Source organism: Jannaschia formosa (assembly GCF_003340555.1).
Classification (GTDB): Bacteria; Pseudomonadota; Alphaproteobacteria; order Rhodobacterales; family Rhodobacteraceae; genus Jannaschia; species Jannaschia formosa.
The window spans coordinates 16,018-29,035 of the sequence record NZ_QPLJ01000039.1 but is presented as its reverse complement, the minus strand read 5'-3'; the positions used below and the strand labels follow the sequence as shown (position 1 = coordinate 29,035).

At 63.6% G+C, this 13,018-nt stretch carries 9 protein-coding genes and 2 pseudogenes; 10 read left to right on the top strand and 1 reads right to left on the bottom strand.

Going from position 1 to position 13,018, the window contains the following annotated elements:
* Window positions 1-121 (top strand): annotated as a pseudogene (locus tag DR046_RS21495) (IS5/IS1182 family transposase); the annotation flags it as partial.
* Between the two features lie 681 nt (window positions 122-802).
* Here DR046_RS21495 and DR046_RS21490 read toward each other — a convergent pair.
* Window positions 803-3,182: pseudogene (locus tag DR046_RS21490) on the bottom strand (thiamine pyrophosphate-binding protein).
* Between DR046_RS21490 and DR046_RS21485 the strand changes: the two are divergent.
* From DR046_RS21485 to DR046_RS21445, 9 genes are all read left to right on the top strand, one after another.
* Window positions 3,169-4,791 carry a carboxypeptidase M32 gene (locus tag DR046_RS21485; protein ID WP_245191049.1) on the top strand — a complete coding sequence of 541 codons (1,623 nt, stop codon included), beginning with the start codon at window positions 3,169-3,171 and terminating at the stop codon, window positions 4,789-4,791. The pseudogene DR046_RS21490 and the gene DR046_RS21485 overlap by 14 nt on opposite strands.
* A 41-nt stretch (window positions 4,792-4,832) precedes the next feature.
* On the top strand, window positions 4,833-5,765 hold the full coding sequence (locus tag DR046_RS21480; protein WP_115384415.1) for a dihydrodipicolinate synthase family protein: 933 nt from the start codon (window positions 4,833-4,835) through the stop codon (window positions 5,763-5,765).
* Between the two features lie 10 nt (window positions 5,766-5,775).
* Window positions 5,776-6,561, top strand: coding sequence for an SDR family oxidoreductase (locus DR046_RS21475; RefSeq protein ID WP_115384414.1), 786 nt, complete (start codon window positions 5,776-5,778; stop codon window positions 6,559-6,561).
* 12 nt (window positions 6,562-6,573) lie between these two features.
* The gene (hydA, locus tag DR046_RS21470) at window positions 6,574-8,028 is read left to right on the top strand and encodes a dihydropyrimidinase (RefSeq protein WP_115384413.1); all 1,455 of its coding nucleotides are present in this window, start codon (window positions 6,574-6,576) and stop codon (window positions 8,026-8,028) included.
* The gene (locus tag DR046_RS21465; RefSeq protein WP_115384412.1) at window positions 8,025-8,771 is read left to right on the top strand and encodes an SDR family NAD(P)-dependent oxidoreductase; all 747 of its coding nucleotides are present in this window, start codon (window positions 8,025-8,027) and stop codon (window positions 8,769-8,771) included. Before hydA ends, DR046_RS21465 begins: the two co-directional genes overlap by 4 nt.
* An 85-nt stretch (window positions 8,772-8,856) precedes the next feature.
* Window positions 8,857-9,825 (top strand): Gfo/Idh/MocA family protein, encoded by a 969-nt coding sequence (locus tag DR046_RS21460; RefSeq protein ID WP_115384411.1) that lies wholly within the window; start codon window positions 8,857-8,859, stop codon window positions 9,823-9,825.
* Between the two features lie 80 nt (window positions 9,826-9,905).
* The gene (locus DR046_RS21455) at window positions 9,906-11,030 is read left to right on the top strand and encodes an aminotransferase class V-fold PLP-dependent enzyme (protein ID WP_167767229.1); all 1,125 of its coding nucleotides are present in this window, start codon (window positions 9,906-9,908) and stop codon (window positions 11,028-11,030) included.
* Window positions 11,027-12,001 carry an ABC transporter permease gene (locus tag DR046_RS21450; RefSeq protein ID WP_115384409.1) on the top strand — a complete coding sequence of 325 codons (975 nt, stop codon included), beginning with the start codon at window positions 11,027-11,029 and terminating at the stop codon, window positions 11,999-12,001. The genes DR046_RS21455 and DR046_RS21450 overlap by 4 nt, the downstream gene beginning before the upstream one ends.
* A gap of 10 nt (window positions 12,002-12,011) precedes the next feature.
* Complete coding sequence (locus DR046_RS21445; protein WP_209313640.1) at window positions 12,012-12,989, top strand: ABC transporter permease; 978 nt, start codon at window positions 12,012-12,014, stop codon at window positions 12,987-12,989.
* Window positions 12,990-13,018: the final 29 nt, after the last annotated feature.

The following is a 13,018-nucleotide window of genomic DNA, read 5'->3' as shown; positions in this document are numbered from 1 at the left end:
GAAGCTCAAGAACAGTCGCCGCGTGGCAATCCGCTACGACAAGACCGCCACCAGCTTCCTCGGCTTCGTCGACATCGCATGCATCCGCTTGTGGATCCGACGTTTTGTCAACACGGCCTAGATATCCTCGACTCCCTTCGGGATAAGTACTCACAGCGCAGTGAAATCGTCCACGGCTACATGATTGGCACAGAGAATGGTGTCTCAATAATCCGGATACACATGAAGAAAGGCAAGGCGATACCAAATTTGGAGCGAAGCATAGAGTTTATTAACGAGGTTGCTTCAAAAATTCTGAAATTGAGCCGGGACTTAGATCGCGCTTTGACTGATCTAAACATAACGCCTCTTCCAAAGCATGTCTGATAAGTCGGTCCAATCTGTTGTAAGTCGAGCCGCCACTAAAATCTGGCGGCATTCCGTCCTCACCCATCCTTTCCATGTACTCCTCAAAAACAGCCACGCCGCGCGCGACCATCGCATCTGTAACCCCGGTTCCAGTACTGGCTTGTCGATTTTTATCTCCTAACATCTGAAATGCTTTCTCAAGTATATAATCCCCCAATCGAAGGACCCAGTATACAAGAGCGCAATATCGATGATCACGATCTTGCTGGGAAGCTTTGCGACCCGATAAATCGCGACACCGATCGCTGAAAGCTTTCGTGCTACGGCTTCCATCTCGCTCTGCACACCTGCCGCTGGGCCGGTGTTCAGTAGCGAGTTGGCAAAGACTTCGATGCGTCCCCCACGCTTGTGCTTGGGATCGATTGCACATCACGCGGGTACTCCACTTTTTCACTTACACGGCAATCGGCCTTCCGACGGTCAGCGCCTCGATGGCGCGGACGATGGTGTCGCGGTCGAGGCCGAAGTGGCGGGAGAGGTCGCCAATGGTGCCGGTCTGGCCGAAGTGCTCGACGCCGTGGGGGATCGTGCGGTGTCCGGCCACGGAGCCGAGCCAGGCGAGCGTCGCGGGGTGTCCGTCGATCACGGTGAGGATGGCGCAGTCCCGCGGCAGAGGGGCGAGGAGGCGCTCGACATGGGCGCGTGCCCGCGGATTGCCGCGCGCGCGCGCGCTCGCGCTGGGCCGCCGTCCAGCCCGCGTTGAGGCGGTCGGCGGAGGTGACGGCGAGGACCGCGATGTCGCGCCGGTGCTCGCCCAGAAGGCCCGCCGCCGCGATGGCCTCGTCCGCCACGGCGCCCTGGTAGGCGATGACTACGGCGCAGTTCGGCCCCGGCGGGCGCAGCCAGTAGCCGCCGTCGATGGTGCCCTTGCGGAAGGCGTCGTCGTGCCGCTTGCCCGGCTGCTCGAGCGGCTTGGTGGTGAGACGCAGGTAGACCGAGCCGCCGGTCTCGTCCCTCAGCCATGTGCGCTCGTCCGGGTCGCCGTCGCCGTCGCGCTGGAGGTAATCGAAGGCCCATTCCATGATGACGGCGAGCTCGTCCGCGAAGGCGGGCTCGAAGGCGGCGAGGCCGTCCTGCGCCATGCCGGTGAGGGGCGTGCCAATGGACTGGTGCGCGCCGCCTTCGGGCGCGAGCATGACGCCCGAGGGCGTGCCCGCGATGAGGAACCGCGCGTCCTGATAGCAGGCGTAGTTCAGCGCATCGAGGCCACGGTGGACGAACGGATCGTAGACCGTGCCCACCGGTATCAGCCGCCGGCCCCAGAGGCTGTGGGCGAGGCCCGCCGCGCCGAGGAGGAGGAACAGGTTCATCTCGGCAATGCCGAGCTCGAGGTGCTGCCCCTCGGGGGCGAAGTTCCACTTGGCGGTCGAGGGGATGCGGTGCTCGATGAATGCGTCGGGCAGCGCGTCGCGCGCGAAGAGCTTGCGGCGGTTGACCCAAGGGCCGAGGGAGGTCGTGCCGGTCACGTCGGGCGAGGTCGTGAGGATGCGGGCGGCAAGCGCGCTGTCGCCGCGCGCGAGGTCGTCGAGGATCTTACCGAAGGCGGCCTGGGTCGAGGTCTCGCGGTCCTTCGGCGGCACGATGGCGGGCACGGGCAGGCGCGCGTCTCCGTAGCGCCTCGCGCCCTTCGCGAAGAAAGGGACGGAGGCGAGGAAGTCCTTCATCCCGCCTTCGTTCGCGACGCCCGCGAAAGGCTCCCACTCCTGTCCTTCGGGGACGCCCATGTGCCGCTGCCACTCGGTCATCTGGGCCTTCGTCATCAGGCCGCCGTGGTTGTCCTTGTGGCCCGCGATGGGCGTGCCCCAGCCCTTGATCGTGTAGGCGAGAAAGCAGGTCGGCCAGTCATGGTCTATGCACGCGAAGGTCTCGGCCATCGTCGCCACGCAGTTGCCGCCAAGGTTCTCCATCAGCGCCGCCAGTTCCGCGTCCGTGCGCCGGTCGATCAGCGCTGTCACGTCACCCTGGTCGCCGAGGTCGTCCATCAGCCGCTTCCGCCAGACCGCGCCGCCCATGTAGGTCAGCGCCGCGTATTCGGCGTTGGCGCAGGCGTCGATCCAGTCGCGCAGCCGGTCGCCGCCGGGCTCAGCGAAGGCCGCGCGCTGCAGCGCGCCGTGCTTCACCTTCACCACGTCCCAGCCGAAGGCGTCGAAGATCTTCTCGATCCGTCCGAAGAGCCCCTCCCGTACGATGCCGTCGAGCGACTGGCGGTTGTAGTCGATGATCCACCACGTGTTGCGCAGGCCGTTCTTCCAGCCCTCCTGCAGCACCTCGTAGACGTTGCCCTCGTCCATCTCGGCGTCGCCGACCAGCGCGACCATGCGACCCTCGGGTATGTCGCGGCCCCAGTCCTTCGCCGCGATGAAATCCTGCACGATGGCAGCGAGCGCGGTGATGCCGACGCCGAGGCCGACCGAGCCCGTGGAGAAATCCACGTCGTCGACGTCCTTGGTACGGCTCGGATAGCTCTGCGCGCCGCCGAAGGCGCGGAAGCCCTCAAGCTTCCCGCGGCTCTGGTTGCCCATGAGATACTGCATCGCATGGAACACCGGGGCCGCGTGCGGCTTGACCGCGACCCGGTCCTCCGGCCGGAGTGCCGAGAAGTAGAGCGCCGTCATGATCGAGACCATCGAGGCGGAGCTTGCCTGGTGCCCTCCCACCTTGATCCCGTCCGGGTTCGGCCGGACGTGGTTCGCATGATGGATCATCCAGTGCGAAAGCCAGAGAAGCCTTTGTTCGATAGTCTTGAGGTAGGGCAACTGTGTGCCGGCCTTCATCCTGCTCTCCCCATTCTCGTACTTCCGAGACTTTTCCCGGTTGGCATATGTGATCCTGTATGATTGTATAACAGACTATCAACCGCTTTTTTGCGAGGGACTGATGGGACTCACACGGCTTCTGGAACTTTCTGGACGGGTGAACGACCTCTTGAATGCAGCCTCGCTGCTCGCATGGGACTCGCGAACCATGATGCCGTCGTCGGGCAATGCTACGCGAGGCCTCCAGATTTCCACGTTGACCGTTGCAGCGCGGGATCTGCTTTGTTCAGACGAAATGCGTCGAGCCGCCGACGCTGCTGATGCGCAGACCGGCACACCTGAAGCAGACATGATATCGGTCGTTCGCAAGGCGATTGCCTACCATGACCGCATACCCACTGAGCTTATCCGGCGGCGAAACGAACTTGCTGTCACTGCACATGACGTCTGGGCGGAGGCGTGCCGAAGGAAGGACTTCGCCATCTTCCGTCCCGCTCTCGAAGAGACTGTGGAGGTTTGCCGCACCTGGGCAGAATGCGCGGGCTACGATGGCCACCCTTACGACGCGTTGCTCGAGCTTTACGAGCCGGGAAATACGGTCGCCAATCTGACCCCGCTTCTCGGGCGGCTTCGCGATCACATCGTACCGTTGGCCAGGGAGGTTCACGGGAGGGACCAGCCCGATGACGAATTCCTGGCGCAGGACTTTTCAGAGGAGGTCCAGATGGGCGTGGCGGGAGATCTGGCCCGGCGCATTGGCTACAATATGGACCAAGGTCGGCTCGACATCGCGCTGCATCCCTTCGAGATCTCATTTACAAGGGAGGATGTGCGGCTCACCACTTGGATCGATCGGAACTGGCTTCCGAAGTCGATCTTCACGACTCTGCACGAAGCCGGCCACGGCATTTATGAGCAGAACGTCGACACCGCCTACACACGTACGCCGCTCGCTACCGATTTCATCCTGCTCTACGCCGTGGGCGGCGTGAGTTTCGGCATGCATGAGTCGCAGGCTCGGCTTTGGGAGAACCACGTCGGCCGTGCCCGATCCTTCTGGGAGCACAATTTCGGTCGGTTGAGGGACGCCTTTCCTGAGCAGCTGGCCGAACAGACCGTGGAGACATTCTGGCGCGCCGTGAACCGCAGCCGCCCGTCGGCGAAGCGCTCGTTCGCCGGAGAACTGACGTACGATCTTCACACGATCCTTCGCACCGAGCTCGAGAAGGATCTGATCGGCGGCACGCTCAAGGTGTCCGAGGTGCGCGAAGCCTGGAACGCCATGACGGAAGAGATGCTGGGCGTCAGCGTTCAGGACGATACCGAAAGCGTGCTTCAGGACGTCCACTGGCCGACCGGGCAGTTCGGAACGTTCTGCAACTACACGATCGGAAACATCGTGGCGGCTCAGCTCTTCGAGACGGCTACGCAGGATGATCACGTTCAGGATGCGCTCGATGCAGGCGACTACGCGCCCCTGCGAAACTGGCTCACAGACAAGATCCACATCCACGGACGCCGCTACGTCCGAGACGAGCTCCTCACCGCGGCGACTGGTCGTCCGTTGGACCCAGAGCCGTATCTCGCTCACCTCGACCGACGGTTCGAGGCCGTCTACGCGCAATGAGCCCGCGCTCGATCTCCATACTGCATGGGAAGGCGACCTAAATGGAACGACTCTCCGAAGACGCAGAGGGTGTCTATGTCATCGCACCCACGCCTTTCGATGAAGACGGTTCGATTCATCACGCAAGCATCGATTCGATGGTGGAGTTCTTCATCGATGCCGGTGCGGATGGTCTCACCATCATGGGCATGATGGGTGAAGCGCAGAAACTGGATGCCGAAGAATCCCTGATCGTCATGCGCCGCGTCATGGAGCGAGTGGCCGGGCGTGTCCCCGTCATCGTCGGCATCTCGGGGCCGGGGCTCGCGTCGATGTTGGGCCTTTCCAGGGCCGCAATGGATGCCGGCGCCGCAGGCGTCATGGTTGCGCCGCCCGCAACTCTCGACACTGACGGGCGCATCTTCGACTACTATCGCATGATCGGCGAAGAACTCGGCGAAACGACGCCGTTTGTCCTTCAGGACTTCCCGCTGGTCACGGGTGTGTCGATCGCGCCGAAGGTGATTGACGATATCGTGCGCGACGTCCCGAACTGCGTCATGCTGAAGCACGAAGACTGGCCCGGCCTCTCCAAGATCAGCGCTTTGCGGCGCACATCCGAAGCTGGCGGACGTCGCATTTCGATCCTTTGTGGAAACGGGGGGATGTTTCTCCCCGAAGAATTGATGCGCGGCGCGGACGGTGCCATGACCGGCTTTGCCTTCCCCGAGATGATGGTCGGCGTCTGCCGCCATGTTCAGGCAGGCGACGCCAATGCCGCACGCGATCTGTTCGACGCGTACCTGCCGCTCATGCGCTACGAGAGTCAGCCGGGTCTGGGGCTCGCCATCCGCAAGTTCATCCTTGCGAAGCGCGGCGTGATCGCCTCGGCGGCGCTTCGGCGACCCGGGCCGAAACTGACTGCTCAGGATACGGCGGATATCGACGCGCTGCTTGAGCGGCAGGCGGCGCGGCTCGAAAATCTCGACAGTTGAGGATAACGCCATGAACCTTGGACTTCGCGGCAAGGTCGCGCTGATACTTGCATCCTCGGGTGGTCTCGGTCTTGGCATCGCCAAGGCTCTCTCGGCCGAGGGCGCAAAGGTATTCCTGACCGGGCGATCCAGCGAAAAGCTCACGGCCGCCGCAGACGCGCTCCGCGCGGACGGAGGCGACGCTGCATGGGCCGCCGCAGAGCTCGCCGACCCCGCGACCCCGGCGATACTTGCGTCCGAGGTGCGGGCCGCGTTTGGTCCAGTCCACATCCTCGTCAACAACACCGGAGGGCCACCGCCCGGAAAGATGTCGGATACCGATCTCGCAACCGTTCCCGCGCAGTTCAATGCCATGGTCCTGAGCGTGATGGCGATGACGGCCGAAGTCGTGCCCGACATGCGGAAGAACGGCTGGGGCCGCGTTATCACGATCGGCTCATCCGGAGTGGAGCAGCCGATCCCAAACCTCGGCCTTTCGAATGCCCTCCGCGCATCCCTCGCCGGCTGGTCCAAGTCGATGGCCACCGATCTTGCGCCAGACGGGATCACCGTGAACATGCTCCTTCCCGGGCGCATCCACACCGACCGCGTGGACCAGATCGACAGCGGCGCGGCCAGCCGCTCGGGCATATCCCTTGATGAAGTGCGTGCTGCTTCGCGTGCCACCATACCAATGGGGCGCTACGGACGGGTCGAGGAATATGCCGCCGTCGCGGCGTTCCTCGCGAGCGAACCGGCAAGTTACGTCACAGGCAGTCTAGTCCGTTGCGACGGCGGCCTCATCCGTTCGATCTGAGGGAACCCACGCATGAAACTAGACCTCGCGATACGAAACGGCACGATCATCACGGCAGCCGGGCGCTTCAAGGCAGACGTGGGGATTCGGGACGGCCGCATCGTGATGCTGGCGGAGGAACTCTCGGCTGACGATGAGATAGACGCCGCGGGCCATCTCGTGATGCCCGGTGGGATCGAGGCGCACTGTCACATCGCTCAGGAGAGCGCGACGGGTCTGATGACCGCAGATGACTACCGCAGCGGCAGCATCAGCGCAGCCTTCGGCGGCAACAGCAGTTTCATCCCCTTCGCCGCCCAGCATCGCCACATGAGCATCGCCGAAACGCTCGACCTCTATCACGAGAGGGGCCGGGCATCGGTGTTGGACTACTCGTTCCACCTCATCGTGACGAACCCCGACGAGCAGGCCGTGAACCATGACCTGCCCGAGGCATTCCGGCAGGGTATCACCTCGCTCAAGGTATTCATGACCTACGAGCGCATGATGATTACCGATAGCACGTTTCTCGATGTGCTGGCACTGGCTAAGGCTGCGGGCGGTCTGACCATGGTCCATGCCGAGAACAACGCGATGATCGACTGGATGTCGCGCAAGCTCGTGCAAAGTGGGCATACCGCACCGCGCTACCACGCGATCAGCCATCCCGCTGTCGCAGAGGTCGAGGCGATCAACCGCGCGATCAGCCTTTCGAAGCTGGTCGATGCGCCGCTCATGATCGTCCACGTCTCGACCCGAGAAGGGGCCGAGTTGGTCGCCCGTGCCCAAGCGGAGGGTGCTCGTGTTTTCGCCGAGACCTGTCCGCAATACCTGTTCCTGACGCGTGATGACCTCAACCGTCCGGGTCTTGAGGGAGCCAAGTTCATGTGTTCGCCGCCCCCTCGGGACCAAGAGACCCAGGAGATACTGTGGCGGCATCTCGCGCTCGGGACATTTACAGTGTTCTCCTCCGACCACGCGCCCTACCGCTACGACGATAGCGGCAAGCTCTCGAATGGGCCCGACGCGACGTTCAAGCAGATCGCGAATGGTATGCCGGGGCTCGCGACGCGGCTTCCGCTTCTGTTCTCCGGTGTCGCAGCGGGCCGCCTCACACTCGAGCAGTTCGTGGCGCTGTCGAGCACGAACGCCGCGCGTGTTTTCGGCATGTATCCCCGGAAGGGCGAGATTGCCGTGGGTACGGATGCCGACATTGCGATCTGGGATCCCCACGAGACCCGCGAGGTGCGGCTCGCGGACCAGCACGACGGCATGGACTACACGCCCTACGAGGGAATGCGCCTGACCGGATGGCCCGTAACGGTGCTGAGCCGTGGTGAGCGCATCGTGGAGGGCGGCCGCTGCATGGCCGAGGAAGGGCGCGGCCGCTTCGTGAAGCGAGGCCCGTCGGATTATTTCGGGAGGCCGGGCTTCACCGTCCCGGAGATGGACCCGGCACGGAACTTTGGCGTGGAGATCGGTCGATGAGCGGGTTTGCTGACAAGGTCGTAGTCGTGACAGGCGGTGCGTCGGGCATCGGGCTGGCCACCGTGCGCCTTCTGGCTGAGGCTGGCGCCACCGTTGTTTCGATCGACCGCGCCGATCCAGGCCCGGCTGCCAAGGTGGGCGCGCGGCTCGAGCTGCAGGGCGACGTTGGTTCAGAGGACACCGTCGCCGCTCAGGCCTGTATGATTTCCGACCGCTGTGGCCCGATCGACATGCTGGTCTGCGCTGCCGGATATTCCAATGGCAAGTCGGTGCCTGACTGCCCGCTGGACGAATGGGGAGCCATTTTGCGCACCAACCTCACCGGCACGTTCCTCTGGAGCCGGGAGGCGGTCCGACAGATGCGTACGACCGGCCGCGGTGGCGCCATTGTTATGATCGGATCGCAGCTTGCTTCCGCGGGAGGAAGATCGAACGCTGCATACCTCGCGAGCAAGGGCGCACTGGTCAGTCTGGCAAGGTCCATGGCGGTCGACCATGCCGCAGACGGCATACGCGTCAACGTGCTTGTGCCAGGCGCGATCGACACGCCACTGCTTGACCGCGCCTTTGCGCGCGCGGCAGACCCTGCCGCGGCGCGTGCGGCTTCCGTTGCGCGGCATCCTCTTGGGCGTCTGGGTCGGCCGGACGAGATGGCCCGCGCAATCCGGTTTCTTTTGTCGGACGACGCATCCTTCACCACAGGTGCCTGTTTGAACGCCGAAGGCGGCTGGCTCGCCTACTGATCAGCACTTCACGACGCGGATTCTTGCCGACTGGAAGCATGTATGATTGTATTACAATTAAGACGATGATGGGGATTCGTTTGACATGAAGACGGCGGCAATCGCAGGGTTCGGGAACTGGGGCCGCAAGCTCGTCAAGTCGATCGAAGGCACGAGCGATCGCCTCCGGTTCGGCGTGATCATTTCACGCGATCCCGAACGGGTAGCTGAAGACGCGAACCAGATAGGCGCGGATGTTGTCACGACACTCGAGGAGGCACTGGTTCGGACGGATGTGGACTGCATCGTGCTCGCCACACCACACTCCATGCATGCCGAACAGGTCAAGCTCTGCGCCCAAGCCGGCAAACCGGTGTTCGTCGAAAAGCCGTTCGCGCTTACCCTTGCCAGCGCCGAAAGCGCGCTGAAGGCCTGCCCGCCCGACATGGTTGTCGCCGCCGGCCATAACCGCAGGTTTTTGCCATCCGTGCAGCGTCTGTCGCAAGAAATCGCGGCTGGAACATTGGGCCGCGTCCTCTTTGCGGAGGCCAACTTCTCGGGAAACGTTGCGGGGAAGTACCATCGGGGTCAGTGGCGAGCCAGCGGCACCGAAAGCCCCGCGGGCGGCCTTGCGGGTGCGGGCATCCACATGATCGACCTCATTGTGCACCTCATCGCGCCAGTCAGCAGGGTGACGGCTCTCTCACGCCGGCAGGTGCTCGAAATCGAGATGGACGATACGACCGCGGCCCTACTGGAACTGGAGAACGGCGCTTCAGCGACATTGGTGTCGCTCATGGCGACGGTGCCCACGTTCAGGCTGAAAATTTTCGGAACCGAGGCCTCTGCCGAACTGGATGGCGAGCACAAGCTGACGATCTCGCGGCAAGACGCCGCACCGGAGGTCATGACGTACGATCCCGCCGAGACTGAGCGGATGGAACTCGAAGCCTTCGCCGATGCCGTCTCGGGACGGCAAGAATATCCGGTCGGTCGCGCCGAGATCCTCAACGGCATTGCGGCCTTCGAGGCGATTGGCACGTCAGCAGCGACCTCACGATGGGTAGACCTGTGACGGCGATAACCAGCACCTCTGGGTCAGAGACGCGTGAATGGGGGCGGTCCCTCCGGCCGCTCTGGGCCTTCGACGAAGAAATGGTCTTCTTCAACCAAGGTGCGTTCGGCGCAACCCTCCTTGAGTTGATGGAAACACAGGACGACTGGCGCCGCAGAATGGAGCGTCAGACCGCACGGTTCTTTATGGGCGAACTTCCCGGGCTGATCAACGAGGTCACCGCCCGGGTCGCGTCCTTCGCCGGCGCTGCCACCGAGCGAACCGTGATGATTGAGAACGCTTCCGCCGGGATCATGACCGCGCTCGAAGCATGCACTTTCGAGCCAGGCGACCGGATCGTGACGACAGACCACGTCTACGGCGCCGTTCGGCGCGCCCTCGCCCATGTCGCAAGTCGCACCGGCGCCGAAGTGGTGGAGGTGGCCGTGCCAGTGCCAGTATCGGGACCGGAGGATTTCCTCGCGGCGCTCGACCCCGCCATCGACGGCCACACACGGCTGGTCGTCGTCGACCACATCGCGTCCCCAACCTCCCTCGTCCTGCCAGTCGAAGACATCGCTGCCCTCTGCCGCGACCGGGGCGCGCGACTTCTGGTCGATGCCGCCCACGCGCCCGGGCTGGTGGATCTCGCCGTCGACAGGCTTGGGGCGGACTTCTATGTCGCCAACTGCCACAAGTGGCTATGCGCGCCGAAAGGCTCGGGCTTTCTCATCGTCGGCGCGGCGGCCGCAGCCGAACTGGACGTGCACCCGCTAGTCATTTCGCACGCCTATGGTCAGGGTCTCGGCGCGGAGTTTGCCAAGACCGGGACCCGAGATCCGTCGGCCTGGCTGACGGTGCCCGCTTCGATCGATGCGCACGAACGGCTTGGCGGCGCGGCCCTTCGCGACCGGAACGCGCGGCTGGCATTCGAAGGCGGCTCCTACGTCGCCGACGCTCTCGGAACCGCCCTGTCCGGGCCCGAAGGAATGCTTGCCGGAATGGTCAGCGTGCGGCTCCCCGACGGCTTTGGCGCGTCGAGCTGGGAGCGCGGCGGCCAGATCCGGGAGGCGCTGTGGCAGCAAGACAGGATCGAGGCCATTGTCGCCCCGCATTCCGGCTCTCTTTGGCTGCGTCTTTGCGTCTTTGCCTATAGCGGATTCGACGAGTTCGAGCGCGTTGCCAGTGCCGTGCGTCATCTGCAGGCCGTGGAGGCAGGCCGATGATCGTGTTTCTGCTGAAGCGCCTCGGCGGCACGCTCGTCGTCATGCTCGCGGTCACAGCCATCGCCTTCGTGATGTTCAACTACCTCGGTGACCCCGTGGTGGCGATCCTCGGACAGGATGCCTCGGAGTCAGCGCGGCGCGCGGTCGAACAACAGCTGGGCCTTGACAGGCCCATCACCGTCCGTTTCCTTAGCTACCTTGCCGACGTTCTCCGCGGCGACTTCGGTCTCAGCTACCGTCTGGGCCAGCCCGTCATGGACGTTATCGTCGACCGTCTTCCGGCGACAATCGAACTTGCCTTCTCCGGCATGGGCATCGCGCTGCTCATCGGAGTCCCCTGCGGCGTCTACAGTGCGATCCAAAGAAACTCCGCAGGCACCAGGGTTCTACTCGGCGCCTCGCTGGTTGGGATCTCGGTACCCACCTTCTTCGTCGGCGTGGTGCTGATCTGGGTTTTCAGCGTGACGCTAGGCGTCCTTCCCTCCTTCGGCCGGGGCCAAACGGTCGACCTCGGCTGGTGGACGACAGGCTTTTTGACACCTTCTGGCCTGGCGGCACTCGTGCTGCCTGCGACGAGCATCGCGGTTTTCCAGATCGCCATGATCATGCGTCTCGTGCGCGCCGAGATGCTCGAAGTGATCAGGTCGGACTACGTCCAGTTCGCCCGCGCCCGCGGGCTGCCCGAAAGCCGCATCTACTTCCGTCATGCCCTGAAGAACACGCTGATCCCTGTCATCACGATCATCGCACTCCAGCTCGGTTCTCTCATCGCCTTCGCAGTGATCACGGAATCGGTGTTCCAGTGGCCCGGCCTCGGCCTTCTGTTCCTGCAATCGGTCGCAGCCGCGGATGTCACGATCATGTCCGCATATCTGATCCTGATCGCGGGCCTGTTCGTCGTGATCAATCTTGCAGTTGACCTTCTCTACTTCGCCATCGACCCGCGGCTTCGTGCCCGGGCGGGCCGCTAGGAGCTTCGGCATGAGCGACCCCGGACATACACCCGACACCTCGCCCGCCGCCAAGTCGACCGCGGCGACGGGGCCGGGACGGATCCTGCTGGCGCTGCGATCGTCGCCCCTTGTGAGATCGCTGCGCAAGGACATGGTTGCATCGGCGGCGTTCGGGGTCCTGCTTCTTCTGCTTGTCGCAGCAGCCGTTCCGGATCTGTTCGCACCCTACCAGGTTTTCGACCTCACGCAGATCCGGCTGATGGACGCCTTCCGTCCGCCCTTCTGGCTCGAGGGCGGCAGCATCGAGTTCCCGTTCGGAACCGACGATCAGGGCCGCGACATCCTTTCGGCCATCATCTACGGACTGCGCGTGTCGGTCACGGTGGGTCTCGGTGGCGTCGCGCTTGCTGTCGTGATCGGGGTCACGATTGGCCTCGTCGCAGGCTATGTCGGCGGGATCGTCGACAGCATCCTCATGCGCATTGCCGACGTTCAGCTCACATTCCCGGCCATCCTGATCGCCGTAATGATCGACGGCGTATCGCGCGCCATCCTCGACAACGCCGCACGGGAAGATGCCGCCGTGGTCGTTCTGATCATTGCCATCGGCCTCTCCGGTTGGGTCGAATATGCGCGCGCCGTGCGTGGCGCGACCATGGTGGAGCGTCGCCGCGACTACGTCGCATCCGCGCAGCTCAGCCGAGTCCGCACGTCCGGCATCTTGTTCAACCACATACTTCCCAACGTCCTGACGGCGGTCTTGGTAATCGGCACCATCCATCTCGGTGTCGCGATTCTGATCGAAGCCACCCTTTCCTTCGTCGGCCTCGGCATTCCCCCGACCCAACCGTCTCTCGGCACCCTTATCCGGGTGGGCAACAACTACATCCTGTCCGGTGAATGGTGGATCGCGATCATGCCCGGCCTCGCCCTCCTGGTTCTCGTCCTCGCGATCAATCTTCTCGGAGACTTCCTGCGAGATGCTCTCAACCCGCGCCTCAAATGAGCTCCGAACATCCAACAAGGAGGAAAGAA